This window comes from Bradyrhizobium sp. USDA 4451, assembly GCF_054822585.1.
In genome coordinates, this window is sequence record NZ_JBTRCH010000001.1 from 5,813,994 (window position 1) to 5,837,430 (window position 23,437).

Below are 23,437 nucleotides of genomic sequence, written 5' to 3' on the forward strand. Positions count from 1 at the left end.
CCCCGGTAATCCAATCATTGTAGTCGCCGTCTCCACACGCAAGTCGGTCCGGCGGTCGCCTCAGACGAAGTGAGTCCCGCCTCACCTTAGTCCGCAGCTAAGGGCAACGGAACTACCCCGCAACGGAACGCGGTCGAAACTCTTCACATGGGGCAAACGGGCCACACTTCTGATTCGGAACGGGATTTTATCAGCTGGCGCAGTGCGGTAGTCAGAAGACGAAGGCGGGCAGCCGCTCCAGTCCGGGCAGCACGGGAGCCGTGGCGTCGAATAGCTCACGATGGCCGAAATCCCCGTGGGAGTGCGTCACGAGGCCGGCGCGCGGCGGCGGCGTCAGGCCGAACACCCCGACCAGCCGGCCCCCCTCCTTGAGCTGGCCGAACAGCCCGGTGGGGAGAACCTCGGTCGCGCCATTGAGGACGATGACGTCGAACGGCGCGCCCGCGGCATCGCCATCGGCGGCCGCAGCGGTCTTGACCGTCACATTCTGGATGCCGAGCTGGGCGAACACCGCGGTCGCCTTGGCGGCCAGCGCCGAATCGCTCTCGGTTGCGCTGACCTCGGCCGCAATGCGGGCCACGATGGCGGCGGCGTAACCGGTTGCGCAGCCGACCACCAGGACGCGGTCGGTGGCCTTGATCGCAGCGGCCTGCAACATCCTGGCCAGCAGCGCCGGCGTGATCAGGCAGCGCCTGGCCGTCGCACCCTCGCTGACATCGAGATCGAGATCGAGATAGGCGAGCGCCTGCTTGTCGGCCGGCACGAATACCTCGCGCGGCACGGTCAGCATGGCTTCGAGAATACGATCATCGGTGACGTCGCTCGGACGCACCTGACCATCGACCATGTACTGGCGCGCGGTCGAAAAACCGGTCATTGGCGGGACCCTGCAAATCGCGGCATTGCCGCTGGAGAAGCTCGAACAGGGCCATCTTTTGGAACAGGCTCCGCCAAAACGCAACACGGCGTTGGCGTGCAGGACATGCGCCGCGGCGCGCGCCTACTCGATCGTGACCGCCAGCCGGCCGATCAGGCGGGCCACTTCGTCAAGATGCTCGGAATCGTGCTCCTCGACGGCTTTTGCGAGCAGGCGAACGCACTCGTCATCACTGATGCAGGGGGCATCGTTCGGAACGAGCGTTGGCTGCGGCATCGACAGGTCGATCAGGTTAATGGCCATCAAAATCACCTCTCAAGACCCGGCAAGACGAAGTGTCGACGGCTATTGAGTCGATTTGACGACGTTTTTGGTTCTGCCGGTAACAGACCACAGGCTTGTGATTGGCGATGTGGATGTTGATGGGGCCAGCAAAACTGGCTCCCCGGGCTGGATTCGAACCAGCGACCATTCGATTAACAGTCGAATGCTCTACCGCTGAGCTACCGAGGAATAGGCGAACAAGTGTTCGCGAGCGGGCAGCGTATAACAAAGCCTTTCGGGCTTGCAAAGAACCAAATGGGGCTCCGGCCAAACTTTAGCCAGGGACGGTAAACCTCTGCTGCGCAAGGGTTTGCCGGCGTTCCAGGGCGGTGCAGGTCCGTCCCGGCTGTCCTGTCGGCGCCGTGGCGTGTCCGGAAGCACTCTGTCGGCGCGGCCATCGCGCCGCGCCGGCGATTCTGGCTCGGGCGTCCCCGCTCCCCGCCTCATTCCGCGGCGATCGCGACGATGAACAGCGCGGTCGCCGCCAGCGAGGCAACGGTCCGGACGTGGTTCCAGAAGGTCCAGTCGGTCAGATAGCGCGCCCAGACCGGCGCGGCCGCAGCGCTCGCGGGATCGGTGGCCGCAAGCTGATCGTTCAGCGGCACGTTGAAGACGGCGGTGACGACGAACATCCCGACGACATAGAGGACGCCGCCGCCGATCATCGCCATCGCGCCCGGCTCCTGCCAACGCAGCGCGCCGAGCACCACCAGCGCGGTACAGGACAGCGTGGTGCCGAGGAAGACCGGCATGAACAGCGAGCGGACAATGGCGACATCGATCGCGTTCATCGCCGAGATGCCGGCGGCCTGATCGATACGGCCCAGCGCCGTCATGACGAAGGCCGAGAACGCGAAATAAACCCCGGCAAGCAGGCCGCAGCCGAGCGCAGAAAACCACAGCAAGCCCGAGGTCAGCATATGGCGCATCTCTCCACCCTCCAAATGCGAGAATAACTCGTATTTGTGAAATGCGATAAACTCTCGTATTAGAGACGTCAACCGGTTTGTGGAGGACAGCGATGACGAAACGAAAGGCCGCGCCGGCGGCGAGCGCCGCCCTGCCCGGGCTGGCGCGGCTGGCCCCGACGCAGCAGCGCAGCCGCGATCGCTTCGAGCGCATCCTTGCCTGTGCGACCGAGATCATGGCGGAAAAGGGCAGCGAGGCGTTCCGCATGAGCGACATCGTCGCGCGCAGCGGCGTCGCCTTCGGCTCGCTCTATCAATATTTTCCGGACAAGGCCGCGATCATCGGCACGCTTGCGGAACGTCATAACGCCGCCGGGCGCGACTGCGTCAGGCGCGACCTTTCCGCGGTCACAACCGCACGCGATCTGCATCCTGCGCTCTGCCGGATCGTCGACAGCTACTACGAGATGTTCATGCGCGAGCCGGGCGTGCGCGACATCTGGCAGGCGACCCAGGCTGACCGCGCGCTGCAAAAGCTCGATGCCGAGGACATGGCCGTGCTCTCGGGCCTGTTGTCCGATGCGATCAAGCGGGTCGCGCCCGGCATGCCGGCCGCAACCCTTGCCACGCTCTCGGGACTGACGATGACGCTGATCGCAGCCGCGGTACGTCACGCCATCACGCTGCCGCCGAAAAAGGCGCGGCAGGCGCTGACGCAATTCAAGGCCATGCTGCCGCGCGACCTGACCGATCTGGGATGACGTCAGCGGCCGTCACGGCCGTCGGCACACCAGGTCGATTTCGATCAGCGCGTCATAGGCAAGCCCGGTGACGCCGACGCACGTTCGTGCCGGCAGGCGATCCGGCGGGAAGAACGTCCGGTAGGTCTCGTTCATCGCAGCATAGTCGTCGTTGAAACGCGTCAGATAGATCCGCGACATCACGATATGCTCGAGGCCGAGACCAAGGCCCGCGAGCACGACACGCAGATTCTCCATCACGGCCCTGGTCTGGGCGACGATGCCGTCAGGCAGCACGCCGGGCGTCGCCGGCGTGTCCGGCATCTGACCGGTCACGAACACGAAGCCGTCGGTCTCGACGGCATGGCTGAACGGCGCGACCGGCTTCGGTCCGCCTGCAATCATATGGAATTTCACTGTTGGTCTCCGCTTTGCGCGATCAGCCGTCGCAGAACAGCCGCTTGCTCAGAATGGCGTGCACGCCCCAATTGCCATCGACCACCTGGGTCACGCCGAAGTCAACCGCCGCCGACATCAGCGCGATCGCCTCGTCCTCGCTCAGGCCTTTGACGCTCATCAGGAAGCGACGCATCTTGCGGAAGGCATCCTTCATCGCGAGATCGAGCGACGACTTGGCGTAGACCTCGCTCTGCCCCTGCGCTCCGAACTCGGCGAGATAGTTGGGATGGCTGAATCCGGTCAGCACCCAGTCGGTCGCGGTCTCGATCAGGGGATAGCTCAGGTCGGCGAAGGGCTGTCCGGTGTGGCTGCCTTTCTTGTGCAGGATCACCTGGAACGTGCCTGTCATCGAGCATTCGATCGCAGTGCCGCTGAGCTCGCCGTCGCCTTGCGCCGCGTGGGGATCGCCGACCGAAAGCAGCGCGCCCGGCACGGCCACCGGCAGATAGACGGTCGAGCCCTTGCCAAGCCGCCAATTGTCGAGATTGCCGCCGAAATAGGACGGCGGCACCGAGTCGACGAAATCGACCTCGCGGGGCGCCACCGCGATCACGCCGAAATGCGGCCGCAACGGAATGCGGATGCCGTCAAGCACGGCATGGCGGCGCTTGACGCTGCCGGGCGCAACCGGGACGCCGGGATAATCATAGGTCGCGTGCACCACGCCGGACGGATCGGTCTGCGGCTCCCAGCGATAGGAGTAAAGCGCCCGGGCATGCGATGAACCGTCTCCATTGGGAAATATCTCGTAGATGGTGACGACCTCGCGCGGCTTCGGACCGGCGAGAAATTCACCGTAATGATAGCCCCACCAGGCGGCGACGCTGGAGCCGAACACACGGCCTTCGAACTGCGGCTGCCGGCTTGGCCGCGGCACGATGTCGAGGATGCGCACCTCGAGCACGTCGCCGGGCTGCGCGTCCTTCACCGCGATCGGGCCGGTGCAGATATGCACGCCGAACCCCTCGCCCGCCCCGCGCCCGAACACCGAGGCATCCATCGGGGCCGGCGCCGCGCCGATCCACATTCTTGCGATCCGCGGTCCAGCCGAACACGCTCTCCGCACCGGGATCGCCCGAGATCATCCGCTCCGGATCGTCGGAGGCATGCTGCGAGAGCGTCTCGATCGTGATGGTGTCGCCCGATGCGATCTCGGCCTGCGGCGGCAGCGTGCGGCTGAAATAGCCCCAGTGAACCTTCTCCGCCTCGACCGCGAGGTGATGGTGAGCCTGTGCGCCAAGAATACCATGAACCACACCATGAACCGCGCGGCCATCGTCGCGCGACACTGCCGCGGCTTTCGTTGAGATTGCCATCGGCTGATGCGTGCGCAACTGTGCCAGCGCATCCTGCGGCCAGCCGCGCTGGCCGATCGACGCGGGGGCTGCGCGTTCAGCCTCCTGTTGGCGGAATTCGCGTGGCGGCAGACCGAAGCGATGGCGGAAGGCGCGGCTGAAATGAGCAGAATCGCTGAAGCCGAAGCGATAGGCGATCTCGGAAATCGAGCGATGCGCCTCGCCCGGATTGGACAGGTCGGCCCAGGCACGCTGCAGCCGGCGCTCGCGCACATAGTGCGTGAAATTGTCGCCGACCCCCTCGAACAGCTTCTGCAGGTAACGTTCCGAAATCCCTTCGGCCTGCGCGACGCTCGCCGGCGCAAGGTCGGGATCGTCGAGCCGCCGCTCGATCGCCTGGCAGATCCGGTGCAGGGTCGCAGCCTGCGATGCGGTATGGCGGGCATCGGGGGCCGCACCCGCGAACTGATGCGCAATGGTGAGCAGGAGATCGGCCATGGCCTGCGCCACGGTCATCCATGCGCTGTCGTCCAGCGTCTCCAGCGTCCGCGCGGTCGCATCCAGCATGCGGGAAAAGACATCGGCCACGCCGCCCGGCGCCACCACGCGCGCCTCGCCCAGCCGCAGCTTGCCGGGAATCCGGCCGTGCAGCGCGTCCGGCGTCACCGACAGCACGATCGCCCGCATGTCGCGCTGGAACACGACGCTGCAATCCCCGCTCCTCGGCAACAGCAGCAAGTGGCCGACCGGAACGATCTGATGGCTGGCGCCATGCCGCAGCATCACGCCGTCGTCGATCGGCAGCAGCGCAATCGGGAGGCCCTCGGCGCCCTGCGGCAATGGCGCCACCGTCTGCGCCCCCGCGGCGATCCGGGTCAGCGCGATCCCGGCAGCGCTCCGGTGCGAGGCGGTGGCATGGCCATCATAAGGAGGCCTGGCGGGGTCCGGCCGCAGGCCAATGGCGTCCAGCACGTCCCGCCACGCCTCGGGCCGGTCATCCTGCGCATAGGATTCGCTCGTGTACGGACGGAAGCTCATCGCATCGACCCAATCGGGGTCGATCGAAGCAACCTGCGTGCCAGTTGCGCCTAATCGCACCTGAACACGTTCTTCCGGATGGTGCCGTGCACGCCCCAATTGGCATCGACGACCTGGGTGACGCCGAAATCGGCGCCGACCGACATCAGGGAGATCGCCTCGTCCTCGCTGAGCCGATGTACCGTCATCAGGAACCGGCGCAGCTTGCGGAACGCGTCGCGCATCGCCCGGTCGAGGCTGGAATGGCTGGCGATCTCGGTCTGGGCGTTGGCGCCGAGCTCGGCGAGGTAGTTCGGATAGGTGAAGCCATAGACCGACCAGGCCTGCTCGGTTTCCAGCATCGGATGGGTCAACCCTTCCAGCGCGGTGCCGCCGAGATCGTTCTTCTTGTGCAGGATGAATTCGAAGTCGCCGGTCAGCGAGGTCTCGATCGCGGTGCCGCCGAGCTCGCTGTCGCCCTGGGCGGCATGGGGATCGCCGACCGAGAAGAAGGCCCCGGGCACGGCCACCGGATAGTACATCCGCGCGCCCTTCCCGACCCGCCAGTCATCGATATTGCCGCCGGTATAGCTCGGCGGGATCGAGCTGACGAAATCCGCTTCCGATGGCGCCAAGCCCATGGTGCCGAAATGCAGCCGCGCCGGCACCTTGACGCCCGTCAGGATGTTCTCGCGCTTGCGGATGGTGCCGTGATCGACCCGCACGCCGGGATAATCGATGGTCGGATGAACGATGCCGTCGGGATCGGTCTGCGGCGTCCAGACGTAGTTGTAGACGGCCTTGGCGAAGGGTTCGCCCGAGATGTCGAGCTCGAAGATGGTGACGACCTCGCGCGGCTTCGGCTCCTCGATCAGGTCGTGATAGTGAAAACCCCAATTGGCCGCGACGTTGGAGCCGAAGCAGCGGCCGGCGTGGCAGGCGCTGCAACTCGGCCGTGGCTTGATGTCCAGGATACGCACTTCAAGGACATCGCCCGGCTCGGCATTCTCGACCGCGACGGGACCCGTGAGCAGATGAACGCCGAGCCCCTCGCCGGAGCCTCGTATGAACGGCGCGTCGGTTGAGCCGGCACCGCGGCGCGCCACCGCCTTGTGCTCGCGCGTCCAGTGAAACACGCTTTCGGCGCCCGGATCGTTCGCGATCATCCGCTCGTAGTCGTCGTTGGCGTGATGGGTCAGCGTTTCGATCGTGGCGCGATCGCCCGAACGCAGCGTGAGCGCGGGCGCGACCTTCTTGCTGAAATAGCCCCAGTGAACGGTCGCCGGCGAAACCGGCAGATTGAAGTGCCTCATGCAAATGCCTCTTCGATGGATCGGAGGATCGTCCGGTCGCCGGTCGCGTTCATCGCACCGTCTCCGGCGTTTTGTCGGCGTCCATCACGTTGAGGAAACGCGCCGTGACGGGGTTGCGCGGGTTGGAGAGCACCTCGTGCGCCGGTCCCTCCTCGAGGATGGCGCCGCCGGTGAGGAAGGCGACGCGGTCGGCCACCTCGTCGGCGAAACGGATCTGGTGGGTCGAGATGATCATCGTTAGGCCGTCATCGACCGCCAGCCGCCGGATCACTTCGAGCACCTCGTTGACGAGCTCGGGGTCGAGCGCCGAGGTGGGTTCGTCGAGCAGCAGCACGCTCGGGTTTGGCGCCAGCGCGCGTGCAATCGCCACCCGCTGCTGCTGGCCGCCGGAGAGATGACGCGGCAGCGCATCGGCGCGATGGCTGAGGCCGACGCGGTCGAGCAGCTCGCTCGCCCGGCGGTCGGCATCGACCCGCGTCATTCCGTGGACCCAGCGCAGCGGCCCCGCGATGTTCTCCTTCGCCGTCAGGTGGCTGAACAGGTTGAACTGCTGGAACACCATCCCGACGCCGACGCTGGCGCGCTCATTCGCGATTGCGCGCGGCGACAACGCCTTGCCGTGTTCGGAAAAGCCGAGACGGCGTCCGCCGACCCGAACGGTTCCGGCGTCCCAGTCCTCCAGATGATTGATGCAGCGAAGCAGCGTGCTCTTTCCGGAGCCACTGGGCCCGAGCAACGCCACGACTTCGCCGACGCGCACCGTCAGGTCGACGCCGTTGAGCACGGGCTGCGCGCCGTAGCTCTTGCGCAAACCCCTGACCTCGACCGCAACGTTGTTGCGCGCGATCGCCGCGGCCCGCCTGGCGCGCCCCTCCGCCGACAGAACGCGCGTCGCCGGTGGCGGGATGTCAGCGGGCGGCACCGCGACCTCGATACCGGGCGCGGCCTTTTCGACCAGCGCGAGCACGGCTTCAGGATCGCCGCGACGCCACGGCAGGAGATCCGCAAGACCGCGCTGGCGCCGGTCGAGATCGAGCATCCGCTCCAGCACGAGCTGGATCAGGCTGACGGCGCCCGTCAGCACCAGATACAGCAGGCCGGAGGCAAAAAAGATCGAGAAGAAGTCGAAGGTGGAGGATGCAAGCTGCGTGCTTCGGAGCGTCAATTCCTGCACGGCGATCACCGAGGCGAGCGACGAATTCTTCAAGGCGCTGACGGCCTCGTTGCCGAACGCCGGGATCATGGTCCGGATCGCCTGGGGGCCCACCACCCGCCGCAGCACCACGGATGGCGTCATGCCAAGTGCCTGCCCGGCGGCGAGTTGCCCGCGATCGACGCCGAGCACGCCGGCGCGCAACATCTCGGCGATGAAGGGAGCTTCGTTACAGGCCAATGCGAGACCTGCCGCGAGGATCGCCGGCAGCTTGATGCCGATATGCGGCAGCGCGTCGTAGGCAAACACCATTTGCAGGATCAGCGGCGTGCCGCGGAAGATCACGGTGTAGCCCCGCGCCAACACTGCCAGCAGCCCGAACCGGCTGAGCTGCATCGAGGCGAGGATCAACCCCAGCAGCAGCCCGCCGCCGAGCCCGAGGGCCGTCACCTGGAGGGTGATCTCGATGCCCTCGAGCAGATACGACAGGCTGAGATAGTGCAGGAACAGCGACATCAGGATCAGTTGACGGTCAGCAGTCCCGGCTCTTTCAGGTTATTGGGGTCGAGATCCCACTTCTTCAGAAGCGCGAGCTGATCGCCGGATTTGTGGATTTCAGTCAGCGCCGCCATCACGGCTTCACGGAACTTGGGCTTGTCCTTCGGCACGGCGATGCCGACCGAATACGGAATGGTGACCGCAACCGCCTTTTCGAGCTTGTCGGGATAGGCCTTTACGGCGTTGTCGACCGTGTTGACGTCGTTGACGTAGGTGTCGGCGCGCCTCGCCAGGATGGCCTGGATGCAGTTGGCGTTGTTGTCGTAGAGCTGCAGCGTCGGCTCCGGCTTGCCGGCGGCCTTGCATTGCGGAATCAGCGCCTGCACCAGCGGCACCTCGACGAAGCCCGTATTCTCGGCGGCTGCGGCGCCGCACAGCGACAGATTGATGCCGTTGATGCCCTTGGGATTGCCCTTGGCGACCAGCACGCCGTCGAACACCTTCGAATAGGTGATGAAGTCGGCCGCCTTGGCCCGCTCTTCGGTGGCATAGATGTCGGAGATGACGATGTCGGCCTGCCCGCTCGCCAATGTGGTGAGCAGCGCAGCGAACGTCACCGCCTTGTAGGTCAGCTTGAAGCCGAGACACTCGCCGATCTCCTCGCCGAGATCGATGTCGAAGCCGACATATTTGCTGGGATCCTTCGGATCGATCGCTTCATAACCCGGTGTATGCGGGTTGATGGCGTTGACCAGCGTCTTGCCCTTCCAGTCCGGATATTTCGCCTGCAATGCGGCGCATTCGGCAGGCGCAGCCTGGGCGCCAACCGGCGTCAAAAGCCCGGCGGCGGCGACGGCGCTCAATATCGCCAGGCACACTGAACGCGACGCGCGCCATCCACTCCCACAAAGCCAATTTTGCATATTGCCAACTCCTCCGAATTTGTCATGGCAAGGCCATGTCCCAAAACTCGACGGAAAGGCTACGGGGAACGATGCCGGGAAGGCTTGTCCCGGGACGTACAAAAAATTGGATCAGCCGAGCCTGAGATTTGGGCAGGCCTGCTCAAGATTCATTCGTGACGCCGCCGATCTCCTGCTGATCTCTCGCTGATCTCCTGGGATCGCGTAGTAGTTCACGCACCGCGACACGCGACCGACGGCCAGCTTGCCCTCGCTGTCACGTCTCCCTAAAATTCCTGCGATATTTGACGGCTATGAATACTGCCGGACAGTCCGGAACAGTTTTTCGAAACATGTGATTTGTCTCACACGAGGTGCGGCCATGCCGACCTAGGTTCCCCCCGCGGGAGGGGTATCAGTGATTCATTAACCAAGCCGGGCGCCATCGTTCTTTTCATAAAATTCGAACGAATCGCTCAATCCGGACCGAAGACAGTTTTGCGACCATTGCGCTCTCGAACCTCGGAGAGCGCGATGAGCGAAGTCGAATTTGATCTGCTGCTGGACGCCGTGCGTACGGCAATCGCGCCCATTGCTCAGGAGGATTTCGTGGCTCAGCCCTCGCCCCGTATTCAGCCGCCGCCGCGTGCTGCCAATGACAACCAGGCGCCATGGCCGCTGATTCCGTTTCCTGAAGGTTGGTATGCCGCAAGCTAATGCGGCTTCTCATTGATCGGCTGCAAGCCATTGATGAGATGAGTGGAGGCCACGACCAGAATTGAACTGGTGTACACGGTTTTGCAGACCGTTGCGTAACCACTCCGCCACGTGGCCCCTTGCGGCGCACTTCATATACGCCCTCTCTCAGATAGGCAACCAAGCCCAATAGCTATCGCCGACGCTTCCGATAGTCCCGTTTCCTGGGTTTTGGCGCCAATTCCGGCATTTTGGCCTGGACTTCGCGGAATCTCGCCAGCATCCGCTCGAAACTGTCGGTTAACGTTGCGGCGATATCGGGCCGCTTTTGCAGCCCGGCCAGCAGGATCGCGGCCGCTTCGATGGTGGACAGGCCGTCGCGACGCGGTTCCCGGCGCAGCTTGCCGTAGCGCGAGGGCTTTTTCGGCCCGAGAATCACCCGCTGGCACTTCAGCATCCAGGCATTGCGCCACCACAGCGCCTTGGCCTGGCTCCAGGTGCCGTCGAGCAGCACGACCCCCTCGATATCGGACAGGATGGCGCGCTGGTGCGGCTCCAGTTCGCCCTTGCGGTTGATCGCGACGATCTCGGCCTCGGTCTCGAGCTCCTCGACCTTGGCCGAGCCGAGATAGAGCACCGCCCAGCGCGACGGATCAGGCACCGGCCGGCCGAGCGCCTTGGCGAGGCTCGGCCAGGACAGCCCGATCCGCACCACGGCGTTCTCGAAATGCTGCGCCAACAGCCGCGCTGTGCCGAGCGCCCGGTCCTGCTCCTGCGGATGGATCAGGATCAGCAGTTGGATGCGGCTCTCGATCGGGGTGACGCTGTCGCAGATGCAGAGCGGCAGCGGCTTGCCGCAATGCGGGCACTCCTCGATCTCGGCAACAACGTCGGCTTTGACTTCGGTCGGGTCGGACATGGCTCCGCTATACGCGCGCGGAGCTGTACAATTCAACCTATTCCGCCGGCGCGTGCACGCCCGACGGCTCGCGGCGCTGGCGCAGCCGGTCGATCAGGAGATAGATCACCGGCGTAGTGTAGAGCGTCAGGATCTGCGACACGAACAGGCCGCCAATGATGGTGATGCCGAGCGGCCGGCGCAGCTCGGTGCCCGGACCGGTCGCAATGACCAGCGGAATGCCCGCGAACAGCGCGGCCATGGTCGTCATCAGGATCGGACGGAAACGGGCCCGGCAGGCCTCGAAGATCGCGTCCCGCGACGACAGCCCCTGATGCCGCTCCGCGTCGAGCGCGAAGTCGACCATCATGATGCCGTTCTTCTTGACGATGCCGATCAACAGGATGATGCCGACGAAGGCGATCACGGTCAGCGGCGTGTTGGTCACCTGCAACGCCAGCAACGCGCCGAGGCCGGCCGACGGCAGGGTCGATATGATCGTGATCGGATGCGCCAGGCTCTCATAGAGCACGCCGAGCACGATATACATCGCGATCAGCGCGCCGAGGATGAGCAGCGGCTGCCGCCCGCTGGTCTTGTTGAAGTCGCCGGCATTGCCGTCGAAGCTGCCGCGAATGCCCTCCGGCATGTGTAGCTCGTTGACCGCCTGCTGGATGTTGGTAGTCGCGACCTCCAGCGGCACGTCGGGCAGCAGGTTGAACGACACGGTGGTCGAGGGAAAGCCGCCGGAGTGGAAGACCGCCAGCGCCGACAGTCCGCGCTGGTAGTGCACCAGCGCCGACAGCGGCACCTGCACGTCATTGGCGCCTGCGACATAGATGCGCTCGAGATTCGACGGATCGCTCTGGAATTTCGGATCGATCTCGAGCACCACGACGTACTGGTTGCGCTGGGTGTAGATGTAGGAGATCTGCCGCTGCGAGAACGCGTTGTTGAGCGCGTTGTCGATGTCCTGCACCCGGACGCCGAGGCTGGAGGCGGTCTTGCGATCGATCACGAGGTTGAGCTGCAGGCCGCCGGGATCGCGGTCGGAGGAGACGTCGGTGATGCCCTCCACGGTCTCCATCCGCTTGGCGACCAGCGGCGCCCATTTCTGCAACAGCTCGAGATCGGTCGAAGCGAGCGTGTACTGGTAGTCGGAATCGCTCTGGCGGCCCCCCGTGCGGATGTCCTGGGCGGCGAACATGAACAGGCGGATGCCCGGCACCATGAACAGATTGCGGCGCAGCCGGTCGATCACCTGCGCGGTCGATAGGCCTGTCCGCTCCTCGGGCGGCTTCAGGCTGATGAACATGGTGCCGCGGTTGGAGGTGGCGCCGCCCGGGCCGCCGCCGGAGCCGACCGACGAGCCGATGCCGGCGACCGCCGGGTCGGCCATCACGATGTCGGCGAGCCGCTGCTGCAGCTGGAGCATCGCCTGGAACGAGATATCCGCCGACGCCCGCGTCGAGCCGATCACGAAGCCGCTGTCGTCGGTCGGGAAATAGCCCTTCGGCGTCTTGATGTAGAGCGTCACCGTCAGCGCGACGGTAGCGAAGAACACCACCAGGGTCAGGAAGGGATAGCCGAGCACGATCCGCAGCGTCGACGCATAGAACGCCACGACGCGCGACAGCGTGCCCTCGATGGCGCGGTCGTACCAGGTGGCGCGATCCGAGGTCGCTTCCCTGATGTAGTGCGCGCAGATCATCGGCGTGATCGTCACCGACACCAGCGTCGACACGATGATGGCAAAGGTCAGGGTCAGCGAGAATTCGCGGAGCAGCCGGCCGACGATGCCGTCCATGAAGATCAGCGGGGTGAAGGCCGCGATCAGCGACAGCGAGATCGACAGCACCGTGAAGCCGATCTGCTTGGCGCCCTCGACCGCCGCCGGATATGGCGCCATGCCCTGCTCGAGGTTGCGGTACATGTTCTCGATCATCACGATGGCGTCGTCGACCACGAAGCCGACCGAGATCGCGAGCGCCATCAGCGACAGATTGTCGATCGAGAAGCCGGCGAGCCACATCCCGGCGCAGGTGCCGGCCAGCGCCAGCGGCACCGAGACGCCGGCCGCGATCGTCGGCACCACACGACGCAGGAACACGAACACGACGACCATCACGAGCACCGCGGTCGCCAGCAGCGTGAACTGCATGTCCTCGACGCTGGCGCGGATCGTTCCGGTACGATCCACCAGGGTCGAGATCTCGACGCCGGCCGGAATCCACTTCTTCAGTTCCGGCAGCAGCCGGCGCACGCTGTCGACGGTATCGATGACGTTGGCGTCGCCCTGCTTGGTGATCTGGATCAGCACCGCCGGCTGCTTGTTGAACCAGGCAATCGAGCGCGAGTTGCGGACGGAATCCTCGACCTCGGCGACATCAGAGAGACGGACGAAATTGCCGTTCGAGCTCTTGATGATGATGTCGCGGAACTCGGCCGCGGTGCGCATCTGCTTGTTGATCGAGAGCGTCTCGCTCAGCCGCTCGCCATTGAAGATGCCGACCGGGCCGAGCGGATTGGCATTGATGATCGCGGTCCGGACGTCGTCGGTCGCGATCCCGGCATTCGCCAGCGACACCGGGTTGAGCGCGATGCGCACCGCCGGCTGGTCGGCGCCGCTGACGGTGACCTCGCCGACCCCAGGCACCTGCGAGATGCGCTGCGCCAGCACAGTGTCGGCGACGTCGTACATCGCGCTGGTCGAGATCGTCTTCGAGGTCAGCGCCAGCACGAACACCGGCGCCGCGGCCGGATTGGCCTTGCGGAATTTGGGCAGCGACGGCAGGTCGCTCGGCAGATCAGCGAGCGAGGCGTTGATCGCGGCCTGCACGTCGCGCGCGGCGCGGTCGATATCGCGGCCGATCGAGAACTGCACCTGGATGCTGGTGGTGCCGAGCGAGCTCGTCGAGGTGATCTGGTCGACGCCCGAGATGGTGCCGAGCTTGCGCTCCAGCGGCGCGGCGACGGTCGCGGCCATGACAGAGGGATCGGCGCCGGGCCGCGACGCCGACACCCGGATGGTCGGGAAGTCGACATTCGGCACCGAAGAGACCGGCAGGAACTCGTAGGCGACGATCCCGACCAGGAACAGCCCGATCGCCAGCAAGGTGGTGCCCACCGGCCGGCGGATGAAGGGCTCCGAGATCGAGATCACTGCATGCCCTCGGTGGCTCCCGCGATCGGCGGGCCGCCCCGTCCCGGCTCCGGCACCGCCCGCTCGATCCGGCGATTGAGCCGGTCGAGCGCCAGATAGATCACGGGCGTGGTGTAGAGCGTCAGCAGCTGGCTCAGCAGCAGGCCGCCGATGATCGAGATGCCGAGCGGGAAGCGCAGCTCGGCGCCGGTGCCGCTTTCGATCGCGAGCGGCAGCGCGCCGAACAGCGCCGCCAGGGTCGTCATCATGATCGGCCGGAAGCGCAGCAGGCAGGCCTGCACGATGGCATCATAGGACGACATGCCCTGATGCCGCTCGGCGTCCAGCGCGAAGTCGATCATCATGATGGCATTCTTCTTGACGATGCCCATCAACAGGATGATGCCGATCAGGCCGATCACCGAGAGGTCCTGCCCGCACAGCATCAAGGCGAGGATGGCGCCGACGCCGGCCGACGGCAACGTCGACAGGATGGTGATCGGATGGATGTAGCTCTCATAGAGCACGCCGAGCACGATGTAGATCGTGATGATCGCGGCCAGGATCAGCCAGGGCTGTCCGGCCAGCGAGCGCGCGAATTCGGCGGCGTCGCCGGAATAGATCCCGACGATGCTGCCGGGCATTCCGATCCGGGTCTCGATCGCCTTCACTGCCACCACGGCATCGCCAAGCGCCTCGCCCGGCGCTAGGTTGAAGCTCAGCGAGACCGACGGGAATTGCGCCTGGTGCGAGATCGCGAGCGGCGCCGTGGTGCGGATCAGCGTCGCCACCGCCGACAGCGGCACCTGCGCGCCGTTGGCTCCGGGCAGATACAGTTTGTCGAGGATCGAGGGGTCGCGCTGGTACATCGGCAGCGCCTCGAGCACCACGCGGTACTGGTTGGCCTGGCCATAGATCGTCGAGATCTGCCGCTGAGCGAAGGCATCGTTCAGCGTGTCGGTAACACCCTGCAGACTGACGCCGAGCTGGCCGGCGCGCTGGCGGTTGATGTCGAGCGCGGCGCGCAAGCCGCCGTCCTGCGCTTCCGACGAGACATCGCGGAAGATCGGGTCGCGCCGCATCTCGGCGACCAGCTTCTGCGCCCATTGCGAGACCTCGGCGGCGTCGGTCGCGGTCAGCGTATACTGGTATTGCGAGCGACTCGACTGGGTCGAGATCTGCACGTCCTGCACCGGCTGGAAGTAGACGGTCATGCCGGGCACCGTCGCGACCTTCTGCTTGAGCCGCTCGATCACCTTCACGACGCCGTCGCGCCGCTCGTCGAGCGGCTTCAAGGTCATGACAAGGCGGCCGACATTGGTGGTCGGATTGACCGAGCCCGAGCCGATCACCGAGACGACGCCGACCACATCAGGGTCGGCCTTGATGAGCTCGGAGACAGCGCTCTGCCGCCGCTGCATCTCGGCGAACGACACATCGGGGCCGGCCTCGGTCACCGCCGTGATCGAGGACGTGTCCTGCAACGGCAGAAAACCCTTCGGCGCCAGCACATACATGATGAGAGTCAGCGCGATGGTCGCGAACGTCGCCAAGAGCGTCGCGCGCTGACGCTGCAGCACCCAGAGCAGCGTGCGATGGTAGAACTCGACCATTCGGTCGATGAAGCGGCTGACCGCGGCCAGCCCCGGCATCGCCATCTCCTCATGGATGTTCTTGAGCAGCCGCGAGCACATCATCGGCGTCAGCGTCAATGAGACGATCGCCGAGGTCACGACCGCGATGGTCAGGGTCAGCGCGAATTCCCGGAACATGCGGCCGACCAGCCCAGACATGAACAGCAGCGGGATGAACACGGCGATCAGCGAGACCGTCAGCGAGATCACCGTGAAGCCGATCTCGCTGGCACCCCTCAATGAGGCCTCCATCACCGTCTCGCCGTCTTCCATGTGGCGGACGATGTTCTCGATCATGACGATGGCGTCGTCGACCACGAAGCCGGTTCCGATGGTCAGCGCCATCAGCGACAGATTGTCGAGGCTGAAGCCGGCGAAATACATGATGCCGAAGCTCGTGATCAGCGACAGCGGCAAGGCCACGCCGGCGATCAGGGTCGCGCGCAGCGACCGCAGGAACAAGAGGACCACCAGTGTCACCAGCACGACGCTGAGGATCAGCGTGAACTGCACGTCGTGGACCGAGGCGCGGATCGTCACGGTGCGGTCGGACACGACGGTCAGCTTGACGCCGGCCGGGACCGCGCGCTGCAACCGCGGGATTTCGCCGCGGATCTGCTTGACCACGTCGATGACGTTGGCGCCGGGCTGGCGCTGGATGTCGATGATGACGGCCGGCGTGCCCTGGTACCAGCCACCGGTGCGGTCGTTCTCCAACCCGTCGACGATCTGCGCGACGTCGCCGATCGTGACCGGCGAGCCGTTGCGATAGGCGATGATGATCGGCCGGTAGGCGTCGGCGGCGGCGATCTGGTCGTTGGCGGCGATGGTGTAGGATTGCTGGGCGCCGTCGAGTGAGCCCTTCGGCCCCGACACGTTGGCGCCGGCGATCGCGTTGCGCAGATCCTCCATAGCGATGCCGTAGGCAGCGAGCCGCGCCAGATCGGCCTGCACGCGGACCGCAGGCTTCAGGCCGCCGAGGATCGAGACCCGGCCGACGCCGGAAATCTGGCTCAGCCGTTGGCCGAGGATCGTGTCGGCGAGATCGCTCATCGCGCGCAGCGAGATCGTGTCCGAGGTCAGCGCCAGGGTCATGACCGGCGCGTCCGCCGGGTTCACCTTGGCGTAGACCGGCGGGTACGGCAGCGTCTTCGGCAGGATACCCGCCGCGGCATTGATCGCGGCCTGCACGTCCTGGGTGGCGCCGTCGATATCGCGGTTGAGATCGAACTGCAGCGAGATCTGGCTGACGCCGAACGAGCTCGTCGAATTCATCGACGACAGCGACGGGATCTGGCCGAGCTGCCGCTCCAGCGGCGCGGTGATCAGCGAGGCCACCACGTCGGGGCTCGCGCCCGGCAATTGCGTCGTCACCTGCACGGTCGGGAAATCGACCTGCGGCAACGCCGAGACCGGCAACGCCCAATAGCCGAGCGCGCCGCCGATCATCAACGCGATGCCGAGCAGCGAGGTGGCGATCGGCCGGCGGATGAACGGTTCGGAGACGCTCATGGCTGCGTGCTCGCTGGTAGGTCGGACACTACGAGGTCAGGATGTCGGTCATGGCTGCGCCTTCGGCGCGCCGCCCGACTGTTCGCCCCCCGGCGCCGGTCCGGTCTGCCCCTTCTGATCGCCTTCGCTATGCTCGCGGCGGCCGCGGTGCTCGCCGTTCTTGCCTTGACCGTCCTGCCTGCCGTCCTTGCTTTGGCCGTCGCCCTGCGCCCCGCCGCGCTTGCCATCGGGATTGCGGCTGCGCTTGCGCGGCGCGAGATCGGCGGCCGGCGGCCCCTCGTCCTTGCCGACCACGACCTTTGCGCCATCGGAGAGATTGGCAAAGCCCGTGGTCACGACGCGATCCGATGTGGTCAGGCCGCTGGAGATGACGGCCTCATGCTCGTTCTGCTGCGTGACTGTCACCGGCTTGGCGGTGACGACGTTGTCCTCACCGATCACGTAGCTGAAGGTACCGGCGGGACCGCGCTGCACGGCCGAGGTCGGCACCACGATCGCCTGGGCCAAGGTCTCGACCTTGAGGCGAACGTTGACGAACTGGCCGGGCCAGAGCTGGTAGCTGGCGTTCGGCAGTTCGGCCTTCAGCTTCAGCGTGCCGGTGGTCGGATCGACCTGGTTGTCGATCCCGGTGAGCTTGCCGGTGTCGATCACGGTGACGCCGTCATTGCCGAACACGTCGACCGCAAGCTGGCCCTTTGCTGCGGCGGCGTTGACCCGCATGATCTGCTGCTGCGGCAGGCTGAACCACACCGCGATCGGCTGCAACTGGGTCAGGATCACGAGCCCGGTGGTGTCGGAGGCGTGGATGATGTTGCCCTGGTCGACCTGGCGCAGGCCGGCGCGGCCTGCGATCGGCGCCACGATCTTGGTGTAGCTCAGCGTCGCCGCCGCATTGTCGATCGCGGCCTGGTCGGCCTTGATCAGCGCCTCCTGCTGCGCGACCAGCGCGCGTTGCGTGTCGGCCTGCTGCTTGGAGCCGGCATTGGTCGACGCCAGCTGTTCATACCGGGCGAGGTCGAGCTTCTGGTTGGTGAGCAGCGCGACATCCTGCGCCTTCTTGGCGACGGCCTGGTCGTACTGCGCTTGATAGATCGCGGGATCGATCTCGCCCAGTACGTCGTCCTTCTTGACGTCCTGGCCTTCGACGAAATTCACCTTGAGCAGCTTGCCGTCGACCTGCGAGCGCACCGTGACGGTGTTGAGCGCCTTCACCGAGCCGACGCCGTCAAGATAGACCGGCACGTCATGCAGCTGCGGCGTCGCCGCCAGCACCGGCACCGGCAAATCAGGCCGCGCGCCTGCGCCGCGCCCGCCGCCTCCGCCCTGCTTCGGCTGGAACGCGAGCCAGCCGAGATAGCCGAGCCCGCCCAGGATCACGAGCGTAATGAGCAGCGATACCATGCGCCCAAGCAGGCGCGAGATCAGGCTCCGCTTGCGCGGCGCAGTGCTTTTCTCGTCGTCCTTGCCGTTTTCCGTGGAGTCGGGCTTAAAGAGCATCGACCGGTCTTTCCATCTTCGGTTCCCAGCCGCCCCCCAGTGCCTGATAGAGGCTCACGATCGCCAAAAGCCGGGCCAATTGGGCCTGCGAATAGGCATCTTCCGCCTGGAACAAGGTCAGCTGCGTGTTTAGCACAGTTACGATGTCGGCAGTGCCGGCCTTGAGCTGCTGCTCGGCGAGGTCAAAGGCGCGGCGTGACGACGACAGCACGTCGCGCTGCAATTGCAGCCGCCGCGTGGTCTCGCGGATCGCGACCAGCGCGTTGTCGACATCGGTGAACGACTGCACGACGGTCTTGCGGTAGGTCTGCAGCAGTTCGTCCTGCCGCGCCTTTGCGTTCTCGAAATTGCCGAGGATCCGGCCACCGTCGAAGATCGGCTGCGTCATGCTGCCGACCAGGTTGAAGAAGGCCGCGTGCGGCTGGAACAGCGAGACCAGCGCCTGGCTCTGGTAACCGCCCGTTCCGGTCAGCTGGATGCTCGGAAAGAACTGCGCCCGCGCGCTGCCGACATTGGCCGTGGCGGATGCAAGCTGCGCCTCCTGCCGGCGAATGTCAGGACGCTGGGTCAGCAATTCCGACGGCAGGCCCGGCGTGACGCGGGGGATCGCGACGGAGTTGAGCGAGCCGCCGGCGACGCGCACGCTCTCGGGCGGCCGCGACACCAACACCGCGAGCGCGTTGATATTCTGGTCGAGCGTCTGCCGCAACGGCGGCACCAGCGCGCGCTGATTGGCGAGCACGCTCTCCTGCTGTGCGACGTCGAGATCGGAGCCGGTGCCGGCCTTGAAGCGCTCCCGGATCGCGTTGAGGATGCGCTCGGCGCTGGCGATGTTGCGCTGCGCGGTGCGCAGCCGATCTTGCGTCGCGAGCACCGTGAAGTAGGCGTTGGCGACGCTTGCGAGCGTGGTCAGCGCCACCACCTCGCGATCGAAGCGGTTGGCGACCGCGGTCTCTTCCGCCGCCTGCGCGGCGTCGCGGTTCTGGCCCCAGAAGTCGAGCTGATAGCTGGCGCTCAGCGAGGCGTTGTAGTTGACCACCTCGCGCCCGCCATTGGTGAGGCCGCTGGCGCTGGAGCCGGAGGTCCGCGAGTAGGTTTCCGAGCCATTGAGATTGACGGTCGGCAGCAGCGCGGCGCCAGCCTGCCGCGCCAGCGCGTCGGCCTGGCGGAAGCGCGCCACGGCCGCGGCGATGTCGAGGTTGACGGTCTGCGCCTCCTCCATCAGCTGTGTCAGCTCCTTGGAGCGGAAGGCCCGCCACCAGTCGAGCGTCGGAAGCGCGTCGCTCGGCCGGCTCAGACGCGCCGCCTTGTAGCCCTGGGGCACGTCGAGCGCCGGATCGGGGATGTCCTGGGTCAGGATGCAGCCGGCGGAGCCCGCGACCAGGCCGAGGGCGACCAGCGAGCGTCCCGCGAGCCGTCGCAGGCGGAAAACGAGGCCGAAATGGCCTCCAGGCACCATCGCGGACGCGGGCTGGATCACACCCGTTCTCCGCCGCAGCCAGACTTCGCCTGTGGCGCACGAATGACGCGTTCAGCGATGGTCTGGGTAACGTTCACGGGCAATGCTTTCAATGGAACCTGCTTGTCCATCCTACCCTCGGGATGATGGGGCGGACAGCCCTGTCAGGATTGCGCGACGTCGCATCCACCGTGATTCGTCGCCACCCCAAATGGCGACTTTCCCCCATTTTTGCAGCGTTTCCGCGCCTTCGGGCGATATCTCAGCCGCTCGGATTCTAACAAAGATTTCATGGGGATTTCTTCACCCCTGTTGCGCCGAATCCGCAATTTCGGGCGCCTTACCCTGCGTTACCATGATCCAGACGCCATGATCCGTCGTTACCTTCCAGCAAGTCGCACCTTGCGGCTGATAGCGGCGTTCAACCTTCGGACCCGACATGACCTATCTCTACGCTTACCTCTCGACGTTGCTCGTCTTCCTACTCTGCGACATGGCCTGGCTTGGAACGATGGCGAGCCGACTATACCGTCCGACGCTCGGGGACATCCTGTCGACCGAAGTAAACCTGCCCCCGGCGATCGTCTTCTACCTGATCTACCCAGTTGGGCTGGTGGTGTTCGCCGTACTCCCTGCCCTAAAGTTGGGAAGCCTCGGCTCGGCCGCGCTCAGCGGCGCACTGCTCGGCTTTTTCAGCTACATGACCTACGATTTGACGAACCAGGCGACATTGCGGAACTGGACCGTCCAACTCACCCTGCTCGATGTCACTTGGGGGACATTGCTCGGTGCGATTTCCGCGACGATGGCCTGTCTCGTGACAGCGAGGTTAGTGGCCTGACGTCGGCTTCGGGAACGGAAAGAACGGCCGGGTTCGCGCCTGCACGTCGCGGAATTGCTGACCGCGCGAGCGCACCATGTGCTGTTCGAGCGGCGGCACGCCGGATACATGAACCAGAACCCAGTACATACAGGCAGGCGCCAGGAGCGTGATCCAGCCGGCTGGGTACCAAGCGTCGATGGCAATCAGCGGATAGGCCAACCAGCACACCCATTCGAAGAAATAGTTCGGATGACGCGACCACTTCCACAGCCCGACTTCACAGACCCGATGTCGGTTGGCAGGGTCCGAGCGAAATTTGCGTAGCTGCGCGTCGGATGACGCCTCCCCGATCAAACCGGTGAGCAGCAGCAGCGCGCCGAGCAGATCTCCAAACCCCAGCCCGGGGCGCGGGTTATGCGCAGCGAGCGCGACTGATGCCGCCAGGATCAAACCGACTGCTGCCTGCGCCTGCAACTGCAGGAACATGCGCCTATCGGCCGTCGCGCCCCATTGTTCGATCAGGTCGCGGTAGCGCGGATCGTCGCCGGCTTTCCAGGTTCGCAGCAGCAGATGACCACCGAGCCGGAGCGACCAGATCGCGACCAGCAGCGCCACCACGAGCTGCCGCTCGCTGGCCGTCCCGCCCTGCGGGACCGGGACGAGGCTGGCCGCGCAAGCAACCAGACCGGTCCCGAATGTCCAGCAGACGTCGATCCATCCGGTAGCGTCTGTTCGTCGCTGAATTTGCCAGGCGATCGTCATGAGCGCAGACAGCACAAGAGCCATGACGATGAACTGGGAGATCAACTGAAGCAGGCTCATGGAGAGCATCTTCCGGGGCGCTCGTCACATGCGGATCAGCGGTTGCAGCAAGCGGCCGATCACTCCGTTGAGCTTCAAATCGCCCTGCATTGCGACCAGGCAAATACAGTCTTCCGTCGAGTCGATCCAGATATCGTGATCCACCGTACCGTCGCCAAAGTCGAAATCTCCCGGCCCGAACTGGCCACCGGCGTGAACGAAGCTTCCGGACAGCACGCAGGTCATCTCAAAGCCGGTGTGTGTATGTTCGATCATCTTCGTGCCGGGGCTGGATTTCAGCAGAAAGGCGCGCGTCGCGCTCGGCTCGGGCAGCCGGATCGGCCGCAAATGCACCTTTGGCGCAATCCATCGCCACGAACTGTCGGGATAGCTGCCCAGAAAGTCCGGCAAGCCCGGCACATCGCGGAATGCCCGCCCCGGGCGTCGCACAGGAACGGACGCCGCCGACGCCTCGTCCAATTTGCGCTCCAACGCCTCAAACGATCCATCCGACATCGCGGCCGGCCGCAGTTGGTCCAGCACCGCACCGCCAACATGCTCCATTGCCCGTACCGCTCCGCGGCACTTGGCGCAGCCGATCAAATGGGTGGCAATCGCAATATGCTGACCCAGGTCGATCGTGCCGGCCGCAAACGCCGCCAACAACTCGTCCGGGGGGTGATGATGGACGGTCATGCGAAGTCATCCAGCAAGCTGCGCAGCCGGGCCATCGCCAGCCGCAAGCGCGATTTGACGGTGCCGAGCGGGATATCGAGCGCCTTTGCGATATCCGCATGGGCTGTTTCGTGAAAGAAGGATAGCTCGATCACCCGCATCTGGTCGTCCGGCAACACCGACAGTGCATCGCGGACTCGCGCCTCTATTTGATACGCCGCCACTCCCGCGTCAGGCAACGGGCCCTCGTCGCGCTGAAACTCAAGGTCCGTCTCCGACGTATCACTGTTCGGAGTTCGCTTCTGACGACGGAGCGCGTCAATGCGCAGGTTTCGCGCGATCGTGAATATCCAGGCGGCGGCACCACCGCTCTTGGGGTCGAACAGAGTGGCCTTCGACCACACCAGGAGCAGGGCCTCCTGCGCCAGTTCGTCGGCAAGCTGCTCGCTCGCCCCCGAGCGCTTCATGAACGCCTTTACGCGCGGCGCAAAATGCCGAAACAGCGCAGCGAAGGCCTCGCGATCCCTGCGAACAGCAACGGCTTCGATCAGCCGCGCCCATCGGGCGGCATCCGACGTCTCGTTGTCGGGAGTTTCACTCAGCATGCCGCGCGGACACTCCCTCTCGTTTAGCGCTCTGCGGCCGCAATACCGGATCGCGCCCGACCTGACCAGACCGGCAATCCCGGAGATATGTCGTATGGCGGCTTGCATACCAACAGGAACGCTCTCCGGCTGAGGTTGGATCACTACCGGTGATCCAACGGTCATGATCCGTCGTTCTTACCCATGTCGTCGTCCGCACGACGCGCCGG

At 65.3% G+C, this 23,437-nt stretch carries 18 protein-coding genes, 2 tRNA genes and 2 pseudogenes; 3 read left to right on the forward strand and 19 right to left on the reverse strand.

What is annotated here, in order from left to right:
- Positions 1-211: 211 nt before the first annotated feature.
- The 4 genes from ACVMB0_RS26790 to ACVMB0_RS26805 form a co-directional block, all read right to left on the reverse strand.
- On the reverse strand, positions 212-877 hold the full coding sequence (locus ACVMB0_RS26790; protein WP_461348209.1) for a protein-L-isoaspartate O-methyltransferase family protein: 666 nt from the start codon (positions 875-877) through the stop codon (positions 212-214).
- 123 nt (positions 878-1,000) lie between these two features.
- Positions 1,001-1,180: a hypothetical protein gene (locus tag ACVMB0_RS26795; RefSeq protein WP_076859518.1), complete on the reverse strand. Its 180-nt coding sequence runs from the start codon at positions 1,178-1,180 to the stop codon at positions 1,001-1,003.
- 135 nt (positions 1,181-1,315) lie between these two features.
- Positions 1,316-1,390: transfer RNA gene (locus ACVMB0_RS26800), tRNA-Asn, on the reverse strand.
- A gap of 254 nt (positions 1,391-1,644) precedes the next feature.
- Positions 1,645-2,130, reverse strand: a complete 486-nt coding sequence (locus ACVMB0_RS26805; RefSeq protein ID WP_461348210.1) for an anthrone oxygenase family protein — start codon at positions 2,128-2,130, stop codon at positions 1,645-1,647.
- A 92-nt stretch (positions 2,131-2,222) separates the two neighbouring features.
- On the opposite strand from ACVMB0_RS26805, the gene ACVMB0_RS26810 reads away from it, so the two are divergent.
- Positions 2,223-2,870, forward strand: a complete 648-nt coding sequence (locus ACVMB0_RS26810; protein ID WP_461348211.1) for a TetR family transcriptional regulator — start codon at positions 2,223-2,225, stop codon at positions 2,868-2,870.
- 12 nt (positions 2,871-2,882) lie between these two features.
- On the opposite strand, the gene ACVMB0_RS26815 is transcribed toward ACVMB0_RS26810, so the two are convergent.
- The 6 genes and pseudogenes from ACVMB0_RS26815 to ACVMB0_RS26840 form a co-directional block, all read right to left on the reverse strand.
- Positions 2,883-3,266 (reverse strand): RidA family protein, encoded by a 384-nt coding sequence (locus tag ACVMB0_RS26815; protein WP_461348212.1) that lies wholly within the window; start codon positions 3,264-3,266, stop codon positions 2,883-2,885.
- Positions 3,267-3,288: 22 nt separating this feature from the next.
- Positions 3,289-4,537: pseudogene (locus ACVMB0_RS26820) on the reverse strand (acetamidase/formamidase family protein); the annotation flags it as partial.
- Positions 4,538-4,626: 89 nt separating this feature from the next.
- Positions 4,627-5,641 (reverse strand): annotated as a pseudogene (locus tag ACVMB0_RS26825) (helix-turn-helix domain-containing protein); the annotation flags it as partial.
- Between the two features lie 50 nt (positions 5,642-5,691).
- Positions 5,692-6,933, reverse strand: coding sequence for an acetamidase/formamidase family protein (locus ACVMB0_RS26830; RefSeq protein ID WP_461348213.1), 1,242 nt, complete (start codon positions 6,931-6,933; stop codon positions 5,692-5,694).
- Positions 6,934-6,982: 49 nt separating this feature from the next.
- Positions 6,983-8,602, reverse strand: a complete 1,620-nt coding sequence (locus tag ACVMB0_RS26835) for an amino acid ABC transporter permease/ATP-binding protein (protein ID WP_461348214.1) — start codon at positions 8,600-8,602, stop codon at positions 6,983-6,985.
- Positions 8,603-8,607: 5 nt separating this feature from the next.
- On the reverse strand, positions 8,608-9,507 hold the full coding sequence (locus tag ACVMB0_RS26840; protein ID WP_461348215.1) for an ABC transporter substrate-binding protein: 900 nt from the start codon (positions 9,505-9,507) through the stop codon (positions 8,608-8,610).
- Positions 9,508-10,020: 513 nt separating this feature from the next.
- On the opposite strand from ACVMB0_RS26840, the gene ACVMB0_RS26845 reads away from it, so the two are divergent.
- Complete coding sequence (locus tag ACVMB0_RS26845) at positions 10,021-10,203, forward strand: hypothetical protein (protein ID WP_024584196.1); 183 nt, start codon at positions 10,021-10,023, stop codon at positions 10,201-10,203.
- Positions 10,204-10,246: 43 nt separating this feature from the next.
- On the opposite strand, the gene ACVMB0_RS26850 is transcribed toward ACVMB0_RS26845, so the two are convergent.
- The 6 genes from ACVMB0_RS26850 to ACVMB0_RS26875 all read right to left on the reverse strand — a co-directional run bounded on the left by ACVMB0_RS26850 (position 10,247) and on the right by ACVMB0_RS26875 (position 20,324).
- A tRNA-Cys gene (locus ACVMB0_RS26850) sits at positions 10,247-10,320 on the reverse strand.
- Positions 10,321-10,375: 55 nt separating this feature from the next.
- A complete protein-coding gene (locus tag ACVMB0_RS26855) occupies positions 10,376-11,101 on the reverse strand; it encodes a tRNA-uridine aminocarboxypropyltransferase (RefSeq protein ID WP_456754720.1) in 726 nt (241 codons plus the stop codon).
- A gap of 37 nt (positions 11,102-11,138) precedes the next feature.
- Positions 11,139-14,243: an efflux RND transporter permease subunit gene (locus ACVMB0_RS26860; RefSeq protein ID WP_461348216.1), complete on the reverse strand. Its 3,105-nt coding sequence runs from the start codon at positions 14,241-14,243 to the stop codon at positions 11,139-11,141.
- Entirely contained in the window at positions 14,240-17,368 is a 3,129-nt protein-coding gene (locus ACVMB0_RS26865; RefSeq protein WP_461348217.1) for an efflux RND transporter permease subunit, read from the reverse strand. Before ACVMB0_RS26865 ends, ACVMB0_RS26860 begins: the two co-directional genes overlap by 4 nt.
- 48 nt (positions 17,369-17,416) lie before the next feature.
- Entirely contained in the window at positions 17,417-18,865 is a 1,449-nt protein-coding gene (locus tag ACVMB0_RS26870) for an efflux RND transporter periplasmic adaptor subunit (protein ID WP_461348218.1), read from the reverse strand.
- Entirely contained in the window at positions 18,855-20,324 is a 1,470-nt protein-coding gene (locus ACVMB0_RS26875; RefSeq protein WP_461349716.1) for an efflux transporter outer membrane subunit, read from the reverse strand. Before ACVMB0_RS26875 ends, ACVMB0_RS26870 begins: the two co-directional genes overlap by 11 nt.
- A 439-nt stretch (positions 20,325-20,763) precedes the next feature.
- Here ACVMB0_RS26875 and ACVMB0_RS26880 point away from each other — a divergent pair, with 439 nt between their 5' ends.
- Entirely contained in the window at positions 20,764-21,165 is a 402-nt protein-coding gene (locus ACVMB0_RS26880; protein WP_456754716.1) for a DUF2177 family protein, read from the forward strand.
- Here the strand turns inward: ACVMB0_RS26880 and ACVMB0_RS26885 are convergent.
- From ACVMB0_RS26885 to ACVMB0_RS26895, 3 genes are read right to left on the reverse strand one after another with little or no spacing between them, the layout of a single operon-like run.
- Positions 21,154-21,969 carry a DUF1295 domain-containing protein gene (locus tag ACVMB0_RS26885; protein ID WP_456754715.1) on the reverse strand — a complete coding sequence of 272 codons (816 nt, stop codon included), beginning with the start codon at positions 21,967-21,969 and terminating at the stop codon, positions 21,154-21,156. The two genes, ACVMB0_RS26880 and ACVMB0_RS26885, sit on opposite strands and share 12 nt — an antisense overlap.
- A gap of 24 nt (positions 21,970-21,993) precedes the next feature.
- Positions 21,994-22,644 (reverse strand): ChrR family anti-sigma-E factor, encoded by a 651-nt coding sequence (locus tag ACVMB0_RS26890; protein WP_461348219.1) that lies wholly within the window; start codon positions 22,642-22,644, stop codon positions 21,994-21,996.
- Positions 22,641-23,228, reverse strand: a complete 588-nt coding sequence (locus ACVMB0_RS26895) for a sigma-70 family RNA polymerase sigma factor (RefSeq protein WP_456754713.1) — start codon at positions 23,226-23,228, stop codon at positions 22,641-22,643. The genes ACVMB0_RS26890 and ACVMB0_RS26895 overlap by 4 nt, the downstream gene beginning before the upstream one ends.
- Positions 23,229-23,437: the final 209 nt, after the last annotated feature.